Raw genomic sequence first — 25,515 nt, forward strand, 5'->3', positions numbered from 1 at the left:
GCTATCATTTGGCAAGGCAAAAGAAAATCAGCAGCCGGCTTCCGCAAAAACCTCCTCCTGCAGCAAGCCCTTCCCGCTGCAGCCGGATGCGATCAACGTAGGATCGCCGCCGGCTCCCCTACCCATCCGTTCGGGATAACCCAAGGATTATCAGTGCCCTAAACCCAATCCTCCAACTGCAAGAAAATGAATGCCGGTGCAAGCAAGCTCGATGGGATCATCCGGTTGATAACCCGGTCCTGTTCCTTCCATTTGGGACCGGACGCACCAATTTTTTTTATATAAAATGAAAAATAATGGATATATTTTTTTGATGAGTGGTATATTGTGTCTTGAAAAAAACTTTTGCCGTCACGTTTTCATCACGCAACCTAAGCACCATGAAGAACAATTTTCTGCTGTTATACCTCTTTGCGCCTTTAGTTCTCGCCTTTTGTTCGGAAAAGCAGGTACAACAGACCGCTCCCCCAAACCTAAAAGCCGTAGAGGTAGTGGAACGGGAGGTTCCCCTCTTTAAAGAATTTGTCGGGCAGGTATACGGAAAGGCCGACATCCCCATCCGGGCACGGGTAGACGGCTTTGTCGAGAAGCTCCATTTCCAGGAAGGCAGCCGGATTGCCAAAGGGCAACTCCTGTACAGCATCGACGACGATCCCTTTCGGTTCAACGTGAGCCGGGAAGAAAGCATGCTCTCCGAGGCCAACGTCAATTTGGTCAACGCGGAAAACGAACTCGCCCGCATTGAGCCGCTAGTCTCCATCAATGCCATCAGCAAGCGGGACCTGGATGCCGCCACCGCCCGAAGGGATGCTTCCGCCGATGCGGTAAAAGCCGCCGAAGCCAACCTAAACCTGGCAAAGGTCAACCTGGGCTATGCCCAGATACGCGCCCCGATCAGCGGTATCATCGGTAAAACCAAAGCAAAGGAAGGGGAATACGTGGGCAAAAGCCCCAACCCCGTCATTCTCAATACCATCTCCCAAATAGACAGTGTGGTAGTCGAATTTTTTCTGAACGAAAAAGATTACATTACTTTCTATAAACAATTGCTGGAAGACGGTGAAACTGGACGGAACCGCATCAGCCATCCCCTGGAATTGTACCTGGCCGATGGGGAGAAATTTCCCTACACCGGAAAGATCACCTTTTTGGACCGAAACGTGGATCCGGGTACGGGCACCATACTGGTGCAAAGCATTTTTCCCAACCCCGAGGGACTGATTCGACCCGGCTTGTATGCCAAAGTGAAAAGCATCGTGGATGTATTGGATCAGGCCTTGCTGGTGCCGCAGCGTTGCGTGGTAGAGCTTCAGGGATTTTACAACGTCTTTGTCGTGGGAGACGACGGTCTGGTCACCCAGAAACGGGTGGAAATACTGGACGATTTCGAGGACTTATTTGTCATCCAATCCGGACTAAGCAAGGGCGAAAAAGTGCTGATGGAGGGGTTGATGGCCGTGCAATCGGGTCAGAAAGTGACAGCTGAACTTGTGTCATTCAACCCGGAAAACCCATGAAGGAAATGCAACACCACTTTTTTGTCCGCAGGCCCATAGTCGCCATTGTCATTTCCATCATCACCGTTACTGTAGGACTGGTATCCCTGGCCGGCTTGCCCATCGAGCAGTATCCCGACATCACTCCGCCGGTGGTACGGGTCAGTGCCAAGTATACCGGTGCCAATGCCATATCGGTGGAACAATCCGTAGCCACCGCCCTGGAGCAACAAATCAACGGGGTGGAAAACATGATCTACCTGAAGTCCACCAATTCCAACGACGGTACCATGGGTATTCAGGTCACCTTTGATATCGGTACGGATCCGGACATGAATACGGTATTTACCCAAAACCGGGTGTCCTCGGCCATGGCCAAGCTTCCGGAGGAAGTCACCCGCATGGGCGTCACCACGGAAAAGTCCATGTCCAACACCCTGCTTTTGATCTCCCTGATTTCCCCCAATCAGTCCTACGATCAGCAATTTTTGGGCAATTATGCCATGATCAATATCAAGGACCGACTGGCCCGAATTCCCGGTGTGGGACGGGTGAGCGTGATCGGCGCCTCGGATTACTCCATGCGCATCTGGGTGCAACCGGACCGCCTTTCGAAGATGGGGCTTACCATCGCCGAAATTACCCAAGCCATTCGCGCCCAGAACACCATCGTGCCGGGAGGAAAGCTGGGAGCCGAACCCGCACCGCCGGGCACCGAGTTCACCTACGTGGTACGGCTACCGGAGCGGCTACAGACCGAGGAGGCCTTTCAGGAAATTGTGGTCCGAACCCATCCCGATGGCTCCCAGGTTCGCCTCAAAGACATTGCCCGGGTAGAACTGGGTACAGAAAGTTACAGTGCCTTTACCCGGACCAACGGCACGGACGCCGCGTTGATCTCCATCTACCAGTCGCCCGGATCCAATGCTGTACAGGTGGCCGAGGATGTGAAAAACGAACTGGAAGCCCTCTCGCAAGGCTTTCCGGAGGGAATTGATTACGGCATTTCGCTGGATGCGACGAAGCCAATCGTAGCCGGGATCGACGAGATTGTTGAGACGCTTATTGTCGCCCTGGTATTGGTCATATTGGTGGTCTTTCTGTTCATACAAGACTGGCGGGCCACGCTGATTCCCACTTTGGCGGTTCCCATTTCGCTGATCGGGGCCTTTATGCTATTTCCCCTGCTCGGATTCAGTATCAACGTACTTTCCCTGCTGGGGCTAGTCCTGGCGATCGGCATCGTGGTGGACGATGCCATTGTGGTAGTGGAAGCCGTACAGGTCAAAATGGAGCAGGGATTGGGCGTAAAACGGGCCACCACCGAAGCCATGAAAGAGGTGACAGCGCCCGTCATTGCTACCAGCCTGGTATTGGTGGCCGTATTTGTGCCGGTAATCGGTATCCCGGGAATTACCGGCAAGCTGTATCAACAATTTGCCATCACCATCGCCGTGTCGGTCATCATTTCCAGCATCAACGCGCTCACCCTCTCTCCGGCCCTTTGTGCGCTGCTACTCAAGCCAAAAAAGGAAGGAGAAAGCCGGACAGGACTTTTGGGTCGGTTTTTCGACCGGTTTGACAGGGCCTTTGACCGCACCACCGCCTCCTATACGTCCTTTACCACAGTTATTTCCGGGAAGTTAAAGCGCGGGGCGGTATTCATTGTTCTTACCCTGCTGGCCGCAGGCTTTCTCGGATCCAGGCTTCCCGGAGGCTTCATTCCCGAAGAAGATCAGGGATATATATTTCTGAGTGCACAGCTTCCTAACGCGGCGAGCCTGCAGCGTTCCGACGAGGTCTCCCAGAAGATCGAACGCCTGCTGAAGGAAATACCGGAAATCGACACCTATTCTACCGCTGTGGGCTATAACATGCTGGCCGATGCGCTGAGCACCAATGCCGCGTTTATGTTTATCTCCCTAAAAGACTGGGACGAACGACCCGATCAGACAGCCAAGGATGTGGCCCAAAAAATCAACGTTTTGCTCTCCCGGGAAATCAAAGATGCCTTTACCTTTGCCTTTGGCCCCCCGGCCATCCCGGGATTGGGTTCCGGCGCGGGGTTCAGCCTGATGATCCAGGACAAACTGGGCGAAGATCCGCAGTACCTCTTTCAGCAAACGCAGGCATTTATCGCAGCAGCCCGGCAGCGACCGGAAATTGCCCGGGCCTCCACCCAGTACCAGGCCTCCGTACCCCAGCGGTTTATCGAATTGGATACCGACAAGGTGCTGAAAACTGGCGTGAACCTGCAGGAGTTGTACCAAACCTTTGGCGCCTTTTTGGGAGGCGCCTATGTCAACGACTTTTCCAAATTTGGAAGAACCTACCGGGCCTACATTCAGGCCGAATCGGAATACCGCCAAAACGAGCAGGGGCTGGACCTCTTCTACGTAAAAAACAACGCCGGTGAGTCGGTGCCCATTAGTACCTTTCTCACCGTCCGCGAAGTAAGCGGGCCGGAATACACCAACCGGTTTAACCTGTTTCGCTCGGCGGAAGTGACGGGCATTCCGGCGACCGGGTACAGTTCCATTCAGGCACTGAATGCCCTGGAGGAAGTGGCAGCGGAGGTATTGCCGGAAACCATGGAATTTAGCTGGAGCGGGATGAGCTTTCAGGAGAAAGCCTCCTCGGGCTCGGCAGGACTGATTTTCGCCTTCTCCTTCTTTTTGGTATTTCTTATACTGGCCGCTCAGTACGAAAGCTGGTCCCTGCCGCTCAGCATCCTGCTGGGGACGCCATTTGCGCTTTTTGGCGCCTTTCTCTTTCTGGCGGGAGCCCGCCTCTTTAGCCTGAGTTTTGAAAACAACATTTTCGCGCAGATTTCGCTTATCCTGCTGATCGCCATGGCAGCCAAAAACGCCATTCTGATTGTGGAATTTGCCAAAATGAAATTTGATGAGGGGCTGTCCCTGTTTGATGCAGCGATCGAGTCCGCCCGATTGCGGTTCCGTCCCATTTTGATGACGGTATTTTCGTTTGTGCTGGGAATTCTCCCCTTGATTCTGGCCTCGGGATCGGGTGCGGAAGCGCGGAAAGTAATGGGAATGGCGCTTTTAGGAGGCATCGGCATGGCCACCTTCCTGGGCGTATTTCTCTACCCCATGCTGTTCGTGCTGGTAGGCAAAGTATTCAACTACGAGAAAAAAAGAGCGCTGGCTGCAACCATAAATCCCTCAGACGAATGAAAACGATCTTTCAAGTCCTACTCCTCGTACTGCTGCTTGGCGCTTGCAAAGCCGGGAAAAATTATACCGGCGTGGACCTGGTCGTCCCTGGCGCCTTCCAGGCATCTGGGGAGCCAGCGGAACTGGCCGACGCCGATAGCGTCAATACCCTGGATCTGGCCAAAGCCGGCGATGCAAACCTGGAATGGTGGAGCTATTTTGACGATCCCTTACTTGACACACTCATCCGTTCCGCCCTGCGTTACAACCGAAACGTGAATATTGCGGCAGAAAGGCTGCTACAGAACCGCTACGCACTGCGTCTGCAGAATGCAGAGCTACTGCCCAAAATCGGTGCGCAGGCTTCGGCAGAGAGGGGCAACTTTCTATTCAACCAAATTGGGCAGGTAAACGAGCTGTTTATTGCCGGCGCCGGTCTGAATTGGGAAATCGATTTTTGGGGCAGGTTGCGGAACTTATCCGATGCCGCCCGGTACAACCTCCTGGCAAGCGAGCACGGGCTAAAAAGCATGCAACTATCCCTGATTTCAGACGTGGCCGCTACCTATTTCAATTGGCTGCAGGCGCTGGAAGAACTGGAAATCGCCGAACGCAACCTGGCCCTGAGGGACAGCATGCACCGCATCATCGTGGCGCGCTTTGACGAAGGCATCATCCAGCAAACCGACGTGGATCAATCGAATATCCTGAAAAACATCGCGGCAGGTGCGGTACCAAGATTTCAGCGAAAATCGGTTCAGTTGGAAAATGCCCTCAATTTTTTGATCGGCAGAAACCCCACCCGCCTTCCAAAAGGACGCTCCTTACCCGAGCTCGCGGTAGATGTGGATACGGATCGCTTTTCTCCGGTAGAACTACTGGAAAACCGCCCCGACATTCTGGAAGCAGAGTACCAACTCATGGCCCAATATGCGCGGGTAGGCGCCGCCAAAGCAAGCCGACTTCCCACCATCAGCCTGAATGCCACCCTCGGCATCATCACGGATGATTTCCGGAATTGGGATCTCTCCAATCCCCTGTGGAACATCGGCGGACAACTCATGGGGCCCTTGTTCTTTTGGGGACAACTCCGGCGCCGGGTGGACATCGAGCAGAGTAGCGCCTTTCAACAGCTATTTGCCTACGAAAACACGGTGCTGAATGCGCTGCGAGAAGTAGAAGACGTGAAAGTGGAAATCACCACGCTCAATCAGGAAATAATTGCGGCCGAGGAACGGAGAAAATCGGCCTTAAACGCCCAATACCTCAGCGGAGAGCGGTATACGCAGGGGGTAACCAGCTACCTGGAAGTCCTGGAATCGCAGCGACAGGCGTTCGATGCAGAACTGGCCCTGGTACAGCTGCGGCAATCTCTGCTTTCGGCCCATATCCGGTATTTCAAGGTGGTCGGTGGGGGACCGCTTTCTGAAAACGGATCCACGCAAACAAATTAACCAAAACCTTCGAATGCAACTACCATGAAAAAATGTCTATTTATTTTACTGCTCACCGGGCTAAGTTCGGTTTTGTTCGGTCAGGAGATCCGCATTAATACGTATGGAGGCTATGTCTTTAAAGACCGGGTAGACTCCTACTATTCCAGTAGCTCGTACTACGACGGACAGATTCAAGACGGAGGGCGCTTTGGGGGCGGTATCGAATACCTCATCCCCGATAGAGGCGGCCTGGAGCTACAGTACCTCCGGCAAAACACCAACGCCCCCACGGTCTACCTGGACAATATACTCTCCGGAGGACAGGTGCAGCAAACCAATTTTGATTTACGACTGAACTGGCTTATGTTAAACGGGACGCGCTATTTCCGGGTAAGTGAACAATTGGAACCCTTCGCCGGCGCTGCCCTGGGAATGGGGATCTTTTCGCTGACCAATCCCAGCAACAATAACGAACGATCGACCACCAAACTTGCTTACAGTGCACGCGGAGGCATCAATGTATGGTTGCTGGAAAACCTGGCGTTCCGGGCGCAAGCTTCCCTGTTTTCCGCCGTGCAATCCATGGGTGGGGGCTTTTACTTCGGCACCGGTGGATCGGGAGTTGGATTGAACTCCTATTCCAGCATGTTCCAGTTTGGCTTTGACGGAGGGCTGGTCTTCCGGGTCGGGCAGTAACCAAAAAAATACGGACGGTTTTCCCGGCAGGTCCTGACTCCCTTTCCGACGGGCGAAACGCAGGTACCTGCTGGTAAAGGCCCTACCCAAGCATAAACAAAACACGCATTCACCAATCAGTAAGCTACGTAAACCAAAATCCTCATGAAAAAAACAGCGCTCCTTTTTCTGCTCTCCTTTTCTCTGGGCAGCCTGGCAATCGCTCAGGACATCAACGACGAAATCACGCTTATCCAGGCAGAATTTGGCATGGGTAAAAAACAACTGGTAGAAGCCGTAATGGATCTGCCTGAATCGGTGGCACCCGGCTTTTGGATCATTTACCAGCAGTACGAGGGACAACGCCAACTCCTCGCCCGGGAACGCCTTCTGCTCATCAACAACTACCTGGAAAACTACGCAAATCTGGGTAATGAACTTTCCGATTCGCTCGCCAAAGGCATCATGAAAAATACTGCGGCCCGCAACAAACTCCACCAGAAGTACTACAAGCAATTCAAGAAAATTACTTCAGCCCGCGATGCGGCAAAATTTATGCAACTGGACAATTACATCCACAGCACTCTCCGCAACATTACCTTGCAAGAACTACCTTTTATTGACGAATTTTGATCAATTGACCCCAGCTAGCCATGAACAAAGCACAAAAAATCCTGTCTTTCTTCATCCTCGCAATCGCCTATGGCTGCGGTAGCGGCCCCGTGCTGGTGGACGCCGAACGGTACGATGCGCTCGACCTCAGCGCCTACCAAACCTTTGATTTCTTCCAGATCGACGCAGAAGACACCGGTACGCCGGAGTTTGCGCAAAACATCGCTTACCTGAAAGAGGCCATCAGCCAAAAAATGGAAACCTACGGCCTGCGACAAACTTCCACCAATCCCGACCTGAAGGTCAACCTGGGTATCGTCGTGGAAGACAAAGTACAAACCCGCGAAACCAACCTGGCGACCGACCCTTTTCTGTACATCGGCCAACGCTCCTACTCCTGGAAGGTGGAAGAAATCCCCGTAGGCACCTACCAGGAAGGTACCCTTACGATGCATGTGGTAGACAATCCAACCGGGGAAGCCCTTTGGGTGGGTACCATCCAGCGCGCCCTTCCCGAGAAAGCAAAAAATACGCCCGCCACCATCGACGATGTAGTCGAGCTTCTCTTTCAAAAAATGACCAAACAATAACACCACCACCCATGAAAAAATTGTCCATACTTACAGGGGTGTTGCTGCTCCTGCTTACTTCCTGTGCTCCAAGTGTCCGCATCATCGGGTCCTGGACCAGTCCCGAAAAGAAAACAACCGAAGGTTATTCCAGCCTGTTTGTCACGGCCCTGACTCAAAATATTTTGGCACGGCAAACGGTGGAAGCGCAACTGGAAGAGACGATCCGATCCCAGGGCGTATCGGTCACCGGAAGCTTTACCGTCATCCCCCCGGGTTTTAAATCAGAAGAAGCTGACAAGGAAAAAATACTGGAGGAAATCCGGAAACTGGGGAGCGAAGCCATCCTGACGGTCACCCTGCTGGATCAAACCAGCGAGACCCGTTACGTTCCCGGAACAACGGTCTATGCTCCCATGGGCATTGGCTTTCGTGGGCGGTTTTGGTCGTATTACGGCACCTACAATCCCTACATGTACGATCCGGGCTATTATACCACCGATAAAAACTACTACCTGGAGGCCAACCTGTACGATACGGAAACGGAGCAATTGGTCTGGTCCTCTCAATCCGAAACCACCAACCCCGCTTCATTGCAAAAGTTTTCCGCCTCCTTTGCCACGGCGGTCGTGAAACAACTGCTGCGCGATGGGTTAATTGCCGGGAACGAAGGATCTTTCTGACGTTCCAGGGTTTTTGCCTGTAATTTGGTATGATTTGGCTAAAGCCAGGGGTAGGACAGAGCTTCAAATTGCCTATAGCTGAAGCAGTAGGCGATTGATCAAAAGAACCATACGAGTACCTTTTTCCAGGACATTAAAAGGAATTCACCTGCAACTCAATTTCGTTCAGGCCAGGCGAGAGACGGAGAGTACCAAACTGCGTATTGACCTTTTCACCATTGAGGGATAGTGCATCGTTGGGGCTGTATTCCAGCGAAAGTTCTGCCGAGACATTGGCAGGCAAAACGAACGTGTAACGCTGCAGGCGGTTATTGACCCGTTTGTAAGCGGCCTCCACGGTACCGGTCAGAAAAGGGACCCGAATGGAGGTCTCGGTCAGTCGGCCTAGTTGGGGCTTGATCTCCAGCAGGACGGCGCCCGGCGTCTTGGGGACAATGCCCCACATTTTCCGGGCCACGATATTCCCGGGTACGGCTCCCCAGGCATGGTTCCAGTCGGCATTGGGCTTGTACTTCATATCCCAGGCCTCCAGGGTCATGGTGGAGCCAATGGCAATCATGTTCCACCAGCTCCGGTCATGGGTAGCTGTCATCAGGTCCAACGCATAATCTGCCTCTCCGGCATTGTAAAGCCCATCCATCAGGTACTGGGATCCGTACACACTACAGGCCATGCCCCGGGACTTGATAAATTCCACTACCGAGGGGATATGTTCCTCTGGAACCATATTGAACGCCAGCGGCATCATGTTGGCATGCAGGGAGGAATGGCCCGCTCCTTCCCCGTCCAGGTAAATGCCAGCTTCGGGATCCATCAACTTCTCGGTGACGGATTTCTTCACCTTGGCTGCCATCAGCTCGTACTCCATGGCTTCCGCCGTCTTGCCCAGTATCCGGGCAAATTCGCCCATGATCTGCAGGTTGCGGAAGTACAAGGCATTGATGACAGTATTGATGGGCGTAAACACAAAACCATCCCGCTCGCCCTCTTCCGTGGCCAGCTTCCAACCCGTATCTTTTTGTGCCGGTGGCCAGTCCACGATGTCGCGCATCTGCACCTCAGGATCGCTAAAGCCCAGCTTTTTCATGAATTCCGGCGTGGCACGCTCCGAACTGATCAACCCGTCTTCCCGGGCCAGTTCCATAAGGGTTTTGTGCTTGAGCTCCTCGTAATAGTGTTCGATCAATTCTTTATTGCCGGTATACAGGTAATCCTCGTAAAACATCAACGCCACGTGCAGCTGCCACTCGGTGGGCCAGGTGGGGTTTTCCATAAAGTATTCGATGCTCCTGCGCGCAATGGGGTATTCCCAATCCACCGCATAATGGCTGAGTTGGTTGATGTAGGCATCGGCCTCGTAGGGGATGCGCTCCCGGTCGCCGTCCACGTATATCCCCGCAAAGGAAGTCCCTTTCATGGAATACTTGCACAGGTCCCACACCTGATTCAGGATGGTATCCGAACTACTAAAACTACTTTGATCTTCCTCAAAATACCCAAAATAGGCGTTTTGGGTCAGGCTTTCCGGCTGTTTGTTTGCGGTGATTTCCGCATAGCGAAAGGGAAGCAACACAGGGAAGGAATCCGGTAGGGCCACGGCTGCAGGCCCGGTATTCCGTTCATCGGGTGGCAGTTGCAGCACATACCGGTCTTTTTCCGGGCTCACCGCTACCTCCACTTGCTGAAAGCGGATATGGCCCTGCGGGTCCCGGTTGATCCTACCTCCTTCCAGCTGCTCGCCCAGACGAACCGTCAGGGTTTCAGGTTTATCCGCCTGGTAACGGAAAGTCAGGTTGGCAAAAGCGGCTTTACCAAAATCCGCGAGCCAGGTCCCGTTGCCTACTTTTTTCAGGGTCTCGGGCAGGATGTCTTCCTGCATGAACCGATTCGCCGTGGTCAGGTAGCCTTGCTCCCTGCCGGCTACCTGAAATGACTGGGAAGCCGAATACCTTCCGGTACGGTTGTCCCCGTCCCAAATGCGCACCTTCCAGTAGTAGGTCTTATTTTCTTCCAGGGCAGGCCCTTCGTAGGCAATGTTGATCGATGCTTTGCCCGGCACTTTTTCGCTATCCCAGACATCGCCCAAATTCTGCCGGCTTTTTTCCTCAGTACTGCTGATCAGCACCTGATAGGCGGTCTGGAAGACCAGTCCCTCGGGTACCTGCCAGCCAAATTCCGGCGTTCGGTCGCGCAGGGGCAGCCCGGATGGCTTTCGCAGCATCTCCACGTGCAGGTTTGTCGGGGCAGCCGTAGTCTCATCAGAAAGCGATTCGCCCATGGCATCCATTTTTTTGCGGAATGCCTGCAAGGTAGCGGCATGAGCAGGGTCGGTGGCCAAATTGTTTATTTCCCGGGGATCCGTTCCCAGGTGGTACAGTTCTTCGATGGACTTGTCGTTGATGTAGCGGAAATATTTCCAGTCTGCCGTACGCAGGCCTTCGCTGGGAGGAATGTTCACAAAATCCCAGAGGTGCTCGATAAGTATTGTGTCCCGGCCGAGTTCCTCCCGTCCCTGAACCACCGGAACCAGACTTTTGCCCTGGTAGGCCTTGGGTACCTGGACCCCAGCCAAATCCAAAATGGTAGCCGGCACGTCGACATTGGCAGCCAATGCGGCCGATTCTACCGGTTTGTCCACCCGTGGATCGTGAATGATCAGCGGCACCCGAATGGAGTTGTCGTACAGCAACCATTTACCGGCCAATTGCCGCTCGCCCAAAAAGTACCCGTTGTCTCCCATCAGGATAATGACCGTGTTTTGGTCCAATCCTTTGTCAGCGAGCTGTTTTCTGATTTTGGCGATTTCCCGGTCGATACCGGAAATCATGCGGTAATAGCCCTTGACACTATGCTGGTATTTTTCCGGGTTATCGTAACGCCAGGTCCAGCGCAAGCGATTGAAGCCGGACTTGACAATCTCCGGCTGGGCTTCAAAGTAACGGTCTTCCGAAAGGTCGGCCTCCGGAACTGTAATGCCCTGTAAAAGGGGATCCACTTCCTGCTGCCAAAAATACTGGTCTTCAGCCGGATCGTGTGCATGGGGAGCACTGAAGGAGAGCGACAGGCAAAAGGGTTCCTCCGGATTGGCTTGCTCAATGAAATCCAGCGCCTGCTGCCCCGTGTATCGGGTCAGGTGGACGGTATCGCTGCCGATGGTTTTGTAAAAATACCCCCGGCGGTCTTTAAATTGTCCGTTCCGATCGTAGGATTCGTATTCGTCAAACTGCCCGGCCAGGTCCTTGTGGTTTACGCCGAATTTTCCGAAAAAACCGACACGGTATCCGGCTTCCTTTAACAGCTTGGGGTAGGCGGTTTCCATGTATGCTTCCCGAATAGGGCCGGTTTGAAAGGTGTAGGCATGGCTGCGTTCGTACAGGCCGGTGAAAATGGTGGCCCGACTGGCTGCACAGATGGGTGTGGTGACCATGGCATTTTTGAAATAGGCTCCCTCGGCTGCCAGCCGGTCCATTTCCGGGGTGTGAATCAACTGATTACCGGCATGCCCCAGGGCATCCCAACGCTGATCGTCGGTCAGGATAAAGATGATATTGGGCTTGGAATTGGATTGTGCCTGGCTGTGTATCCGGCCGATGGCCAGGAAAAACAACAGGACGAGCATGGGTCTATGCATGTATCTGGTTATTTTGTATTTGGTGATTGTCTGTTCGAAAAAAGAATAGGAAAGATACCTCTTTTTGAGAAAATATCCAGCCCCGGGCTGATTTTTGGGACTGCTTTAGAAAAATCCCAACAAAAAACCCGCAGCAGGGATCCTACCGAATAGCTGTATTTTTGGGCAAATCCCCCCAAAAGGAATGTGACTGCTTTAACTCCCTGCTCGGACGACATGTGCTTGCATTTAGTACCGCCGGTATACGGATTTTTTACCGAAAGCTGGACGAATGACCTGGGCACCGTACCTCAACTCCTCCCCTTCCCCAATATAGATCGATTGCAGCATACCGTCACTATCAGTGGTAATGACAGCAAAAGATCCGGTAAACGAAATGCCCTGACCCTTGTCCCGGTATCCTTTTCCGGGCATGGGTATCAGCACATACTGCAGGCGTTCCTGCGCTGCCACCCTACTACGAATGAAAAAGCCAGCAAATGCACCGTCCTGCGTTAGCTTTTCTACGGACTGCAAGCTGGGGGTTGCAGCGGGTCCTCCAAATGGTTCAAAAACCAGTGCAAAAGGTTGGTGCCAGGCTTCCCCCTGCTGGCGGATCAGCAGCGTTGGCGTGGCCTGGTTTTCGTAGGGATCCGGCGCTTCGAACGTGGGTGGAGCGAGCACCTTGGTATAGGACCGGCCGTCCTGTGGGGGGATGTGCAGGTCCATGTAGATGGGTTGATCGAATTTCTCTGCAACAAACCTGGCCCGGACGCCTTTCTGGTAATTTTCTGCCGTTTGGACCGCATCAAAAAAATGCCAACCCGGGTGCCGGTACTGCCGATTTTGTATCCAGGGCAAAGCAGCGTTGGCGGTGTAGCGATCTGGCGTGGGTATCAAGGTCAGCTCGTCGTTTAGAAACACCAGGCTATCGCCGATATTGTGGTACAGGTAATCGTGGTACTGCTCCGGTAATTCGGAACGGGAGCGAAACACATCCACGTAATACCCGCTGGTATCCGAAGTGCGAATCACCGCCAGGGTACGTTCCTGAACGGCCTTAGCCAGCTCGCCTTTGTCGTCGACAAAACGGGTAATGGAGAAGGAATGATCGGGAGAAAGGGCCTTTTCCCAGGGCTGCGGTTCCATGGCTATTTGGGTAACGGTGTTGATGCCCAGGTTTACCCAGCCGCCCTCACTCCGGGAATTTCCGTTGACGATTACGGTATTGTGGGCAGCAAACAGGCGGGAGTAATTCTCGTGAATGTCTTGTTGGTACCGGCCCCGGCCGTTGTCCACACCCAGCACCTCGCCCCTACCGTACAGCTCGATGTTCATCCCTTCCGCGTGCCCGTGTACCATGTGGGCTCCTCCCACAAAAGCCATCAGCCCGTCTTCGGGGTTTCCGGTGTCACTTTCGTTGCGTTGGAGAAAGATGCCGGCGTGGTCCACTTTATCCGTTCTGGGCAATACCAATTCTTCTCCCTCGCCACTGTATTCCTGCGCGTACCAGAGGACGGCCAATATTCCGGACCGATGGTAAGCACCCTCCTGCATGGCGCTGACCAATAAGGAAGCAAATTCTCGGGTGATTTCCTCCGAACCGTCCATGGCCCCCAGGAGGTAGGCTTCTTCGTAGCTGCTGTAGGGAGGCGTTCCGGTTCGCTTTCCATCCCCCCAGCGAATCAGTTGCCCGTTTGGATACACCAGGTAATCCAATGCCGGCAAGGAATACAAGATGGGCGCGTACCGTTGTCCCAGCCTATTTGTGGGATCGTAGCGGTTGACGACCAGCATGAGCCGTGTCAAAATGGAAGCGGCGGCATTCAGGTATTGGGAGGTTTCGGGCCAGAGGTCTCCCTTTTTCTTATACATTTTTGCCATTTCCGATAATGCATCCTGATTCTCGGTATTTTCGGTTAGAAAATAGGCCAGCAACCGGTCCCGCTCCTGCTCGTTCTCCATGGCCAGGGCATTGTAGACCAAATTGGGAGCTTCCAGAATGGGGTGATTCGACCCGGTCTGCCCATAGTGTATGCTCAGCGCTGCATAGGTACGGAATACTTCCTGCGCGGCTGCAACTGGAAATTCGGTTTTCGAGTTTTTCACCGGATCAAAGGGTTTTCCGCCATCTTTGAGGTAGTCGGCGATAAAATCGTACACCAGGGGTACCTTGTACCCGATCTCCCGAACCTCCCGGAATCCATCGTCCGGAAAAAGCCAGCCCCCGCGTCCCCGCCATTCCGACACCGGTGATTGGCGCACGGCCGTTACAAAAACGTACAGTATATCTGCGGCGCATTGGGCGTATTTTTCTTCTTCGGTCAGGTAATACGCGATGCCGCAGTCCACCGCTACTTGCAGGTAGCGGATTAGGGTTCTGGCATGGGCCATTTCGGCTTCTGTGGCATTGTCCAGGTTTTTATGTATTCCGTCTTCGATGTGGTACGTCCGATGAAAGGGCGGAATTTGGTCGCCTGTTCCCTTCTCCCAATCGAAAGGCAATTCGCCGAGGAACTGCACGGGGTCGGATTCATGGATTTGGATAGTCTTGTCCAGTTGACCGATAAATTCCGTATAAATTTCGTTGGCCCAGGACTGCTTCTCAACTTTCTCCAGAATGGCCATTCTGTCCTGTGCACGCACCCAGATGAATGGTCGCTGCTTTTGCTGCGCGGGAAGCGTGCCGCAGAGGCAGACCAACATCGGAACCAGCCACCACCTCGACCTGTTCATGGTTGATCTCTTTTAGTCAGGAAATCCGATCCCCATCGCTCCCGCAGTTCCCGGGACAATTCGGCTACCTTGCTTTGGTACGCTTCCTTTTCGGCCAGGTTATCTAGCTGCAACGGATCGGAGGCTTGGTCAAACAGCATGCGTTCGTAGGCTACCCCTCGATCATCGGTCCATTCGGTATACTGGAACGAGCCGGATATCAGCGTGACTCCATCGTGAAACTTGACCACCGCATGGTCCTTTTCCCGTTTTCCGGTTTCGATCAGGGAAACGAAGCTGTCACCTTCCAGGTGCGCAGGTTTTTCGATGCCTGCGAGCTCACATAGGCTGGGATACAGGTCGATGGTCTCGGTGATGAAATGGGTGTGCTGCCCATTGGTTTTCCCCGGGACTTTCACCAGCATGGGAACCCGGAGGGAGGAATTAAAATTGGCGTGTTTGCACCAAAGCTTGTGGTCACCCAGATTCCAGCCATGATCTCCCCAAAGTACCACGATGGTGTTTTCTGCCAGGCCCAGCCGCTCCAGTTCTTCCAGAACCAGGCCGATTTGGGCATCGGTATAGCTGACGCAGGCATAATATCCATGGATCAATTCCTTTGCCTGTGCTTCCGGCAAATCACCTTTCTTGGGAATGGTCTCGTAATTTCTGAGCTCACCAAAGTTATGATAGGCTTTGCGGGGCGTAGTTTCCGGCTGCCGGTAATTTTCGGGAAGCGCTATGTCCTCCCGTCGGTAGGCATCCCAATATTTTTTGGGTGCGGTAAAGGGTAGGTGGGGTTTGTAAAAACCCAGCGCCAGAAAGAAAGGCTTGTTTCCTTCTTTGAGTTTGTTCAAATCACGAATGGCTTTTAGCGCCAACTTACCGTCCCTGTACGCGGAATCCGGTACATCGGCGTTTTCCATAGGCATGCCGCGGTACGTGCTTGCCCGAATTTCCCGGTAGGCATCGGTCGCATAGGTATATTTTCCCGACGGCTGCCATTGCTCGTCCCAGGCCAGGGAATCGTCTTTGGCATGGTGGTACACTTTCCCATTAGAAATGGTCGTATAGCCGTTATTTTTGAAGCGCATAGGCAGGGATTCTGCCTCCGGGTAGTCCGCATCCTTCAGGGTCTTAAAATCCAGGTACCGGTGGCGGGTGGGCCTGGCCCCGGTCAGCAAGCTGGCCCGGGATGCCCCGCAGACCGGCACGTTGCAATAGGCCCGATCGAATACCAGGCTTTGGCTGGCCAGCCGATCGAGGTGGGGGGAATGAATGTGCCCTTCCCCATAAAAATTGAGTTCGGGCCGCAAATCATCCACGGCAATAAAGAGGATATTGGGTTGCCTCGTTTCCGTTTCTTGTTGCTTTTCCGAACAGGAAATCAGGAAAACGCCAACCAGTAGGAAGGCCCCAGTGATATATTTTTTCATTTTTGCACGATATAAAAGATTGTTTTCGATCATTTTTTCCTAAGTGTTAAAACTATCCACTTTTTTTTTCTTTTTTGGTACTACGGAACATCCATTTTTGAAAGGTCATACACGTTAAAATCATCAATAAAAAGGTGATTATTCACCGTTCGAAAGGCAAAATAGCCGGAATCATACGGTGACGCATCGTATACATTAAAAATCAGTTGTTCATTTCTCCAGTATTGGATCGTAGTAGTGTAGACGATAATGCGTATCCGGTTGGGTACATTCGGGACGATCAGGTAGGCTTCATCCGAAAGATCGTGCTCCGGGAGTAGCGGCTTTTGCCCATTTCCAGCATACCTGCGAAACCTCGTCTTGGTGTTGTTATGACCGCCAAGTCCCACGTAATAGAGCTGTAAGCTATCGTACTGACTGAATTTACCCGCTCTGTGGGGATGCGCATCCCCGAAAAAATCCCCGCGCCAGGGATCGCTGGCCAGCCAGAAACAGTTTAAGTCCGAGACCCGGTCCTGCGGCCCTCCTTCATCAATCACCGTAGCGGTAAACTCGATCATAACAGGTTGCTGCAACGGTTGTTCAAACCATACGGTACAGCCCGCTTTGTCTTCGATTTCCATTCTACCCCCGTTTAAAACAACCGTTCCTCCGGGTTGTTGTTCGGTTTTCCAAGCGTTTAGGTCATTGAATGCTTCCGAATAAATCAAAGAAGGCTTCAAAACCAGGGAGTCATTCAATGTGACATGGCCAGAATCCTGAGCAACCAAGCTGAATGGTAAGCTGATGAGCAGGGGTAATAAACGTACAATCAGTTTCATTGCGTATTGTTGTTATAGCTGCTGTTCCTGTTTGGCAATAGCAATATCTGCTGCCACCGAGTCGCTCGTTTTCTCAAAATCCATGTAGCCCACCCGATTGGTCCATAGGGGATGGGTGTTTTGGGCAATAAGGATTTTGACTTACGCCGACCAAAATACCAAATATTTTGTCATCCACAGGATGAAGCTTTGATAATCTTTCCGAATTGGAAATGAGTTTATCGGAATAAGTCAATGAAAACCACCAGGTCCAGGGACAATATAAACCAGGAATGTAAACGTAAATCCCTCCGTAAACAAAATCCCCCTTTCTCTTAAGAGGGTTGGGGGATTTTTTTCGCAAATATTCAGTAACACTGCACTTTACATTTTAAAACTCACTTCTAAATCCCTACCGAATTTAGGAGGAAAAGTCTCTTCCCTAGAAATATGGAGATTCGTTGAGCTTTTGAAATTGATGTCGGAAAAAAAATAGCACATCACCACATCATCAAATTATCACATCATCAGCACATCAACTTGATTGTATAGTTTTCCATGAATCACCTGCCTATCAACCTGTAATTCTGAAATATTATTTGTAATTTTCTGTTATGATCCCCCATGAAAAATCTGACCAATCGGAAGAGCCATTCACTTCTTATGGCCATTATACCTATTTGGACTATCTCCAATGGCAGATGGATGAAATGGTGGAATTGATCAAGGGAAAAGTATTCCGGGCAGCTGCTGCACCGCGAAGGATCCATCAGGAACTTTTGCTGGAAATGGCCAGGATATTTGCTGACCATCTGGATCAACATCCCTGCAAGGTGTTTATTGCCCCATTTGATGTTCGTCTTCCTGAGGACTCCAACCTGCCTGAAAAAATAGATACCGTGGTACAACCGGATATTTGCGTGGTTTGCGACCGCAGCAAATTGGACGAAAGGGGCTGTTTGGGTGCACCCGACCTGGTGGTGGAAATCCTATCTCCAGGCAATAACCAGAAAGAGCTCAAGCAAAAATATGACGTTTACGAAAAAAGTGGGGTTAAAGAATACTGGATCATTCATCCAGATGAACAGACTTTATTGGTCTACCGGCTAATTAATGGTGCCTATCAGCCCAGCCGCTTACTCACCCATGGAGATCTGGTCCATTCTCAGGTAATTACAGGTTTTAAATTAACTATTTCAGACTTATTTGAAAGTTCGGAAGGCAAATAACCCTTGAGGTCTTCGGGACCTCGAGGGTTTTTCGCACGCTATAAGAAAAAAGTTTCGGGGTTGGGAAAACCCAAAGGTCAATATCTAAAACCTTTGAGGTCTTTGAGACCTCGAAGGTTTTTTTCGGAAACGTACCAGGAAAGATCTTCGGGGTTCGAAAAACCCCAAAGGTCAATGGCTATAACCTTTTGGGGCTTCGGGACCTCGAAGGTTTTTTCGCATGCACTCCGAAAAAGAAGTTGATGTCACTACCTATAAAATGATAAATTTTTTACTCTTCCCCAAAATCCAAGCTGTATTGATACAAGGTATGAAAATCCTCTTCCACACCTGCCTGTTCCTGGTCTTTTAGAGCCACGATTTGGCCTTCCTTGTCCACCAGGGCTGTAAAAGGAACGATGCTTTTCGGAATGGGTAGGTCCACTGCGCGCAGGCCAAACTCCGAATCAAAAACGGCGAATTCCATGGGAAAGGAGTAAACCAATTCCCGCCGCTGCGCAGGATCCGACACATCATAAGCCGCTTTCGTTTCGGGAGAAACCCCCTTGCTGTAAAAGGCGATAAAATGATCCTTCAGGGGTAAAAACCGGTGGATCTGGGGGATACGATACACCAGTCCGTTTTTTTCAAAGAAGGAATCCATCTGCTCCAATGGCACCGGCTGGTCCGTGAAGGCGTTCTTCGCCGGAATTTTTACCGTCTGCTCAAAGAGCAACTGTTGTTCCTTTTCGCTATAAACATGAAACTCCAGGGCATTGGTGACCGAAAGGAACCACTGGGAGCCGCTATTTTGAATAAGTGGCGTAGGATACCCGTAAAAGAGCCCTTCTTCAAAGGCATCGGTTTCCGGAAAATGCATGGTAGGATAATATTCGCCGCTGATCGTATCCAGCACCTCCATCATGGGTCCTCCGCCCAACATGCGTTGGTAGGCTGCCTGCCGGTCCTGCCCCTCTTCCGCCGGTTCCGGTTTGTAGTACAGCAATTTATCCCCCAGCGAAGAGGCTGCTACATGCGCGCCCCCCACGATCCAAAAATAGGGATAGGGTATCTCCGTCCGGTTCAATACCTTTCCCTCTCGGCTCAGGGTGTAGATTTTATCGCCAAAGATGCAGATGTTTCCTGCGGAGAACCTGGGGTTCAACCCATAGCCGCTGATGGCCTCCGGACCGTCGTCTTGGAGGATAAACGTGTGTTGGATAGCCCCTGAGGTATCAAAAATTAAGACTTCCTTTTCCTGTTGGTTATAGGCAAGGTAGCGGTTGGTTTGCCGATCGTAATCCTTTAGTTCCAGGCTGCCCATATAGTCGATGCGAACGGAGTCTACCAATAGAAGGGAATAGCTGGGGGAATGGGTAGTTTCCTTTTGGGAGCGGGAACAGGAAAGCAGGCAAGTTGCTAGTAGTGTTATTAGGACTATGCGAAGATTCGACATGATTAAAAGTAAAACTATTGGTTTTAAAAAACAAAGCAAAGCTTCCTACTTGCTGCTGTTAGGGGAATTTTTTTCAGTCCGTTTAAATGGCACCTATTCAGTTTTAGTTGGTTAACTGTCCATTAGATTTACATGCACTAGTGGACCGCTAGCGCTTTCGGGTAGTGTAACTAAAATCTAAGGTAAAAAGGGGGATTTAACTTTTCCAAAATTTGCAAGTATGTTCCTGGATTTCGATATGCTCAACACTTTTTTATGCCCCTTAGGTATCTCTCCCGCGTGGGATCACCTGGATGTTGGGGTTGATGGCGAGCAGGTCGGCGATCAGGGATTCGCTGTCTTCCGGAGCTATGTATACGTCGTCATATCGGTTGTATTCCACGATCAAGCCTCCGGTAGCCAATGCAGGCTTCACTCCCACCCAGCGGGTTTTGCCTTTATGTATGGTCCGGATGCTACCTATGTCAATTTCTCCCTTGATATAGCCTGACTTGTAGTAAAAGCTATGACCCCGGATCTGATACCGGGTGGCAACATACGGCCAAATAATAAATAAGGCCGGAGCGGCCAGGGGGATGACCCTTCGCAGCTTTTCCTTCATCGGTTTGGTACCTAAAAAACCGTATGCCAGTGGCAATACCAGTAGGACAAGCAGTATCCCCTGCACCAGGCGTCCTTTTTTTGCTTTGTACGTTTTCATTTTAAGCGGCTGCATCCCGTCATTTTCACTACTAAAAATAGCGAAGATTTGAGATTATTTAAAAATATCAAGGTAATTTTCAATGTAATCCAACACTCTCAGGGCTAAAGGGTCGGGAGGGTTTTGGATTGTTCAGACCTGATTTTTTGTCATTGGAATTGCTTTGAGTAGGAAAAGAGGTGGTTAAGGTTTACTGTTTAATTTTATGTAATTTGAAAGTAAAACTTTCAAATTACATACTTTCTGGTTAATTTTATAAAAACCTACTGAATTTAAGTAACAATGATCCTTCGGGATTCAACTATGAGAAACTCTGGTTTAGAGGTGGGTTTCCAGATAGCTATCTGGCCGAAACGGATAGTGACAGTTGGGATTGGAGATACGATTTTATCACTACCTACGTAGAACGGGACATACCCTTATTTGGAGCCCAGGTTTCAGCTACCCGCATGAAACGATTTTGGTCCATGCTGGCGCATTACCATGGCCAACAAGCCGTGCTTAGCGAAATAGCTAAAAGTCTGGAAGTCAGTCACACCACCATTCGGACGTATTTGGACATTCTTCAGGATTTCTTTATGGTGAGGCAGTTGCAGCCCTGGTCTGGGAATACCAGAAAAAGATTGGTCAAGTCCCCGAAGATTTATATTCGGGATACGGGTTTGTTACACAGTCTATTAACGATCCCCAGTTTCGAACAATTGATGGGACACCCCTTGGTTGGCGCTAGCTGGGAAGGGTTTGTTATAGAAAATATCAGTACGCTCCTGACCCCCGATTGGGTCAGCAGCTATTATCGATCAAGCAATCAAAGTGAAATAGACTTGGTTTTGGAAGGACCTGCCCGGGAGGTTTGGGCGATAAAAATAAAAAAATCGGTTTCCCCAACCTTGAGTTCAGGATTTTACCATGCTTGTGAAGACATCCAAGCCACAAGAAAGCTTGTGATTTATTCCGGTTCCGACCAATTCCCTATGAAAGGCGGTATTGAAGTAATAGGATTGGTGGCATTTTTGAAAATGATTAGGGAAAAAAATTAGGACAAATCCGAAATCGAACCATTTGCACATTAGCAAATCAATTTATCAGCCAATCATTCATCAAACCATTGTACCATCATATAATCAGATGATCAATTTGTGCTGGGTGAAATTTGCATTTTCTCCCAGATATTTACGACAATACATTTTGGAAAACCATATTCCAAAAGGCCATTTGAAATCGCTAAACGTAAATGAAATTTAGTTATTTTTTCGTAAAACCATGTAATCGTTTGAAATAACGTAATCAGGATTATAAATCCTGCTAATCCGGGTTCGGAATTGCAAATTCCGAACAGCACGATTTACCAATAAAATGCAGATAATTACTAGGAACCTTTGTTTTTTTCAAATCACTCTTTGCTTTTTTGACAAATTTTGTCAAATTTTAAGTATCCAAAATCCAAAAATTGTATGCGTAGTCTGGGAGAAACCATCAGGGAATTAAGGAATGAAAGGGAACTTCCACTTCGGACAGTGGCTGATCATCTCGGTATTGACCAGGCTATTTTGAGTAAGATCGAACGCGGACTCCGAAGACCAAAGCGGGGGCTGGTAGTCAGACTGGCTGCTTATTTTCAAATTTCCGAAAAAGATTTATTGCTGGCCTGGTTAGCAGACAAAATAACGTATGAGCTTGGTTATGAAGAGCTCGCTTTGGAAGCATTGCAAATGGCTGAAGAAAGGGCAGCTTATGCCGCATTTCAGAAAATTGACAGGGATCGGATTCTGAGAAAAATACAAAATGGAATCAGCAAATTCAAGCAGGTAAAAAAGGCCTGGATATATGGATCATTTGCCAGGCAAGAAGATGGGCCGAAAAGCGATGTGGACATTGCGGTTCAAGCTGATCCCACTTTCTCCTATTTTGATCTGGTGGATATCCAATATGCCTTGGAAAAAACCATCGACCGCAAGGTGGATATAGGATTTATCGATTCATTTAAACCTTATATTTTTGAGCAGGTAAAAAAGGACCTAAAATTGATATATGAAAGATAAGCATTGGGATAGCCAGAGGAGATTAGCGCAAATCCTTAAGGCCATAATTACCATCGACCGATATGTAGAAGGGTTGGATCGGATTGCTTTCTGCAAAAACGGGCTTGTTCAGGATGCTGTATTGATGCAATTTATTATTATCGGGGAGTCAATCGACTACGTGGAAAACGAAAAATTGGTTAAATATGACTATCCATGGTATAAGGTTAAGTCCTTTAGAAATATGATCGCTCACGACTATTTCAACATCAAAATGACAGCCGTTTGGGAAATTATCCAAAAAGACTTACCCCATTTAAAATCAATTGTTTCCGTAATTTTACAATCGGAGTTTTGACTTTTCGTATGCCGGATTGTACTCGTTTGCGGTAGCCATGGTGGTGGTTAAGGGTTAAAGGGCCGGAAACGCTTTGGAAGCTGACAAAAATAGGGATATTCTGTGTTTCTTTTACGGCAATTTGATAGGACGGGTAGGAAAAGGGTTGTTTAGATTTCGTCAGATTATAGTGACTTGGGCAGCAAAGTACCCAGGTAGCCTTTTGGGGTCTTGTATCGAACTCCAGGCCTCCAGTCCATGTTTCCGTTACCGATAGGTATTTCTCGCAGAATTGATAGGTTTTTATTATTTTTATCAATCATTCACGTGTTTTGTTAGCCCTATGGAAACGCAACCTGAAAAAAACCTAGCCAAAGAACCTGACTTTGCTTACGGCTCCTACACATATGCGGATTATCTTACCTGGGAGATGGATGAAATGGTAGAACTGATCCGTGGAAAGGTGTTTCGACAGGCAGCCGCACCAGGAGTGATACACCAACGGATTTCCGGAAAAATTTTCTACTCGCTGTACGATTTCCTACAGGGTAAGTCTTGTGAAGTATTCTCAGCACCTTTTGATGTACGACTGCCGGTGGCTTCCAAAAAGAATGAATATATCGATACGGTGGTCCAACCAGACTTATGTGTCGTATGTGATGCAGAGAAAATAGACGAACGTGGCTGTCTTGGTGCACCAGACTTGATCATAGAAATACTTTCTCCCGGCAATAATCGAAAAGACTTGAAGTTGAAATACGAAGTGTATGAGGCTTCGGGAGTGAAAGAATACTGGGTCATCCATCCGGATGAGCGAACGCTTCTTATTTATACCCTGGATGAGCGGAAATACCGCGCCTCCCGTTTATTCACCTTGGGTGACAGGGTAATTTCTGAAGCCCTGCCTGGATTTGAGCTGGAGCTGGATCATGTGTTTGGAGGATTATAGTTTGGCCTTTTGGACTATAGAAGCCTCATCAGCAGATCATCGAACCATCGAATCATCACATCATTCCTGACAATCACGTTCCTCACGGGATAAAACTGCCCGTTCACGGGAAATACAGGTCAGTTCACGGGAAGTACAATTATTCAATTCTATTTTTAAATTTTTTCCTTTAGATTGGAAAGAAATAAAACCAAAAGTACAGATAGATACTGCCTTTTCAGGTAATCTACCAACTACTAAACTAATTGAACCGCATGAATAATCGGGTCCACAACTCTGATAAGATCCTAAAATTGTTGAAAAATTGCTTTATCAAAGAAATGTTTCATAAAAGAACTAAAAGGACAATCACAAATTAGGTGGTAAATACTGGTATTCTATCGCGATGATTGGGCACAAATCCCGGGTGTCCTTAGCTGGTCCGGGAAAACAATAAAATTCATTAATCAAAAGAAAAATGAAAAAGTTGAATTTAGAAAAGTTAAAGCTGGCAGCAGAGGATGTGTTGCAACGAAGCCAACTGGCTGGGATTTATGGGGGTTCTGATGGATGTCAATATGTCTATTGCACATGCAATTTACACGTTGGAGCTTGGCAGGGTTATTACTGTTCAGAGGCTGAAGAAACGGAGGCAATAAATACATATTGCGATGGGGGAGGTGATTGCGTTTAAAACGAATGAATGGAAATTCATAATCCCGACTAGGGAACCCTTTATTTTTAGGAGAATTAAACTATCTACTTGCTCCCAAAATAATTATAACAATAAATGAACATAATTCCAAATTGTATACAGAATTCATAAAATAAATACTCAAATTTAAACAACAGAAAAATAAAAAAATTAAATTTAGATATATTAAGGCTTGCAGCTGAAGATGTGCTACAGAGAAACCAAATGACAACGATTTATGGGGGATCTGACGGGTGCAGTTATTTCTATTGCCAATGCGTAGGAAGTCAATGCTATTAAGTTAAGCAAATTGTTGAGTTAATCAGTGTCTAAAAACAGGATTTTGGTTTTTGGAAAAGGCTGAGTTGAATCCTTTGTATGCTTAATGCATACCTCTCCCATCCCTTGTTTTAAGGTGTTTTTATTCTGGTCGATATGTAATTTTCTGCCTTGCCTACCTCCTGATTATTTATAGTGTTGACTTATTCGGGTAAATTTGCCAAGACCTTTCCTTGAAAATTTCCTTCCTTCCTTGATTGCGACTAGTTTTCGTGAGACGTCCTCCAACAATATTTCCAAAAGTTTCCCCACCCTTTCCCGGCTAAATAGGGTAAATGGCTGGGAGTTTTGACAGGTTGTAAATGTAGTTTTTTGTTTTGAATTTTACCATGTCGGTCTGAAACGGACGTAGGCTCTGCTGGGGAGCAACCTACCAGGGATAAGATCGGCCGACCGAAATGGTTTCTTAGGCTGCCTGGTTGGCAGCCTTTTTTTGTAACCATTTTGGGAGCTTGATCCCTGTAGAAAACCCTATGCGGCATAGTCGGTTGGCGTTTGGTATCCCAGTGCCTGATGTGGTCTGTGCCCATTGTATTCTGCTACCCATTCGTCTGTCATTTGCTGCGCCTGTTCAAGGGATGTAAACAAGCAGGCATCCAGTACGTCCTCACGGAAGGTCCTGTTGAA

Annotated in this window: 19 protein-coding genes; 12 read left to right on the plus strand and 7 right to left on the minus strand. The window is 49.6% G+C overall.

From position 1 onward, the window contains the following. The first annotated feature begins 380 nt into the window (after positions 1-380). From BMW71_RS22905 to BMW71_RS22935, 7 genes are all read left to right on the plus strand, one after another. The gene (locus BMW71_RS22905) at positions 381-1,517 is read left to right on the plus strand and encodes an efflux RND transporter periplasmic adaptor subunit (protein WP_092178888.1); all 1,137 of its coding nucleotides are present in this window, start codon (positions 381-383) and stop codon (positions 1,515-1,517) included. Beyond that, on the plus strand, positions 1,514-4,690 hold the full coding sequence (locus tag BMW71_RS22910; protein ID WP_244891290.1) for an efflux RND transporter permease subunit: 3,177 nt from the start codon (positions 1,514-1,516) through the stop codon (positions 4,688-4,690). Before BMW71_RS22905 ends, BMW71_RS22910 begins: the two co-directional genes overlap by 4 nt. Then, the gene (locus tag BMW71_RS22915) at positions 4,687-6,123 is read left to right on the plus strand and encodes an efflux transporter outer membrane subunit (protein WP_092178872.1); all 1,437 of its coding nucleotides are present in this window, start codon (positions 4,687-4,689) and stop codon (positions 6,121-6,123) included. The genes BMW71_RS22910 and BMW71_RS22915 overlap by 4 nt, the downstream gene beginning before the upstream one ends. Before the next feature lie 24 nt (positions 6,124-6,147). After that, positions 6,148-6,801 carry a hypothetical protein gene (locus BMW71_RS22920; RefSeq protein ID WP_092178873.1) on the plus strand — a complete coding sequence of 218 codons (654 nt, stop codon included), beginning with the start codon at positions 6,148-6,150 and terminating at the stop codon, positions 6,799-6,801. 144 nt (positions 6,802-6,945) lie between these two features. Next, entirely contained in the window at positions 6,946-7,413 is a 468-nt protein-coding gene (locus BMW71_RS22925; RefSeq protein ID WP_244891291.1) for a hypothetical protein, read from the plus strand. Positions 7,414-7,433: 20 nt separating this feature from the next. Further along, on the plus strand, positions 7,434-7,982 hold the full coding sequence (locus BMW71_RS22930) for a DUF4136 domain-containing protein (RefSeq protein WP_092178875.1): 549 nt from the start codon (positions 7,434-7,436) through the stop codon (positions 7,980-7,982). Positions 7,983-7,993: 11 nt separating this feature from the next. Continuing rightward, entirely contained in the window at positions 7,994-8,644 is a 651-nt protein-coding gene (locus BMW71_RS22935; protein ID WP_092178876.1) for a DUF4136 domain-containing protein, read from the plus strand. Positions 8,645-8,777: 133 nt separating this feature from the next. Here BMW71_RS22935 and BMW71_RS22940 read toward each other — a convergent pair whose 3' ends face one another. The 4 genes from BMW71_RS22940 to BMW71_RS22955 form a co-directional block, all read right to left on the minus strand. Next, positions 8,778-12,275 (minus strand): family 78 glycoside hydrolase catalytic domain, encoded by a 3,498-nt coding sequence (locus BMW71_RS22940; RefSeq protein ID WP_092178877.1) that lies wholly within the window; start codon positions 12,273-12,275, stop codon positions 8,778-8,780. Positions 12,276-12,503: 228 nt separating this feature from the next. Further along, positions 12,504-14,990 (minus strand): endo-acting ulvan lysase-like protein, encoded by a 2,487-nt coding sequence (locus tag BMW71_RS22945; RefSeq protein WP_092178878.1) that lies wholly within the window; start codon positions 14,988-14,990, stop codon positions 12,504-12,506. Then, positions 14,987-16,405 carry a sulfatase gene (locus tag BMW71_RS22950; protein WP_092178890.1) on the minus strand — a complete coding sequence of 473 codons (1,419 nt, stop codon included), beginning with the start codon at positions 16,403-16,405 and terminating at the stop codon, positions 14,987-14,989. Before BMW71_RS22950 ends, BMW71_RS22945 begins: the two co-directional genes overlap by 4 nt. Before the next feature lie 80 nt (positions 16,406-16,485). Continuing rightward, on the minus strand, positions 16,486-17,226 hold the full coding sequence (locus BMW71_RS22955; RefSeq protein WP_092178879.1) for a DUF6250 domain-containing protein: 741 nt from the start codon (positions 17,224-17,226) through the stop codon (positions 16,486-16,488). A gap of 593 nt (positions 17,227-17,819) precedes the next feature. Here BMW71_RS22955 and BMW71_RS22960 point away from each other — a divergent pair. Continuing rightward, positions 17,820-18,434 (plus strand): Uma2 family endonuclease, encoded by a 615-nt coding sequence (locus tag BMW71_RS22960; RefSeq protein WP_092178880.1) that lies wholly within the window; start codon positions 17,820-17,822, stop codon positions 18,432-18,434. 271 nt (positions 18,435-18,705) lie between these two features. Here the strand turns inward: BMW71_RS22960 and BMW71_RS22965 are convergent, their stop codons facing one another. Next, entirely contained in the window at positions 18,706-19,869 is a 1,164-nt protein-coding gene (locus tag BMW71_RS22965) for a hypothetical protein (RefSeq protein WP_143057741.1), read from the minus strand. A gap of 262 nt (positions 19,870-20,131) precedes the next feature. Further along, positions 20,132-20,569 (minus strand): PH domain-containing protein, encoded by a 438-nt coding sequence (locus tag BMW71_RS22970; protein ID WP_177179746.1) that lies wholly within the window; start codon positions 20,567-20,569, stop codon positions 20,132-20,134. A gap of 413 nt (positions 20,570-20,982) precedes the next feature. Here BMW71_RS22970 and BMW71_RS22975 point away from each other — a divergent pair, with 413 nt between their 5' ends. The 4 genes from BMW71_RS22975 to BMW71_RS22990 all read left to right on the plus strand — a co-directional run bounded on the left by BMW71_RS22975 (position 20,983) and on the right by BMW71_RS22990 (position 23,876). After that, positions 20,983-21,609: a DUF4143 domain-containing protein gene (locus tag BMW71_RS22975; RefSeq protein ID WP_262485688.1), complete on the plus strand. Its 627-nt coding sequence runs from the start codon at positions 20,983-20,985 to the stop codon at positions 21,607-21,609. Between the two features lie 414 nt (positions 21,610-22,023). Then, complete coding sequence (locus tag BMW71_RS23825; protein ID WP_177179747.1) at positions 22,024-22,611, plus strand: XRE family transcriptional regulator; 588 nt, start codon at positions 22,024-22,026, stop codon at positions 22,609-22,611. Beyond that, positions 22,601-22,948: a HepT-like ribonuclease domain-containing protein gene (locus BMW71_RS22985; protein ID WP_092178884.1), complete on the plus strand. Its 348-nt coding sequence runs from the start codon at positions 22,601-22,603 to the stop codon at positions 22,946-22,948. Before BMW71_RS23825 ends, BMW71_RS22985 begins: the two co-directional genes overlap by 11 nt. Positions 22,949-23,270: 322 nt before the next feature. Beyond that, positions 23,271-23,876 (plus strand): Uma2 family endonuclease, encoded by a 606-nt coding sequence (locus BMW71_RS22990; protein WP_092178885.1) that lies wholly within the window; start codon positions 23,271-23,273, stop codon positions 23,874-23,876. Positions 23,877-25,359: 1,483 nt separating this feature from the next. Here BMW71_RS22990 and BMW71_RS24165 read toward each other — a convergent pair. Continuing rightward, the coding region (locus BMW71_RS24165) for an integrase core domain-containing protein (protein ID WP_143057554.1) at positions 25,360-25,515 on the minus strand (156 nt) is incomplete at its 5' end.

The organism is Cyclobacterium xiamenense (assembly GCF_900109255.1).
Lineage (GTDB): Bacteria > Bacteroidota > Bacteroidia > Cytophagales > Cyclobacteriaceae > Cyclobacterium > Cyclobacterium xiamenense.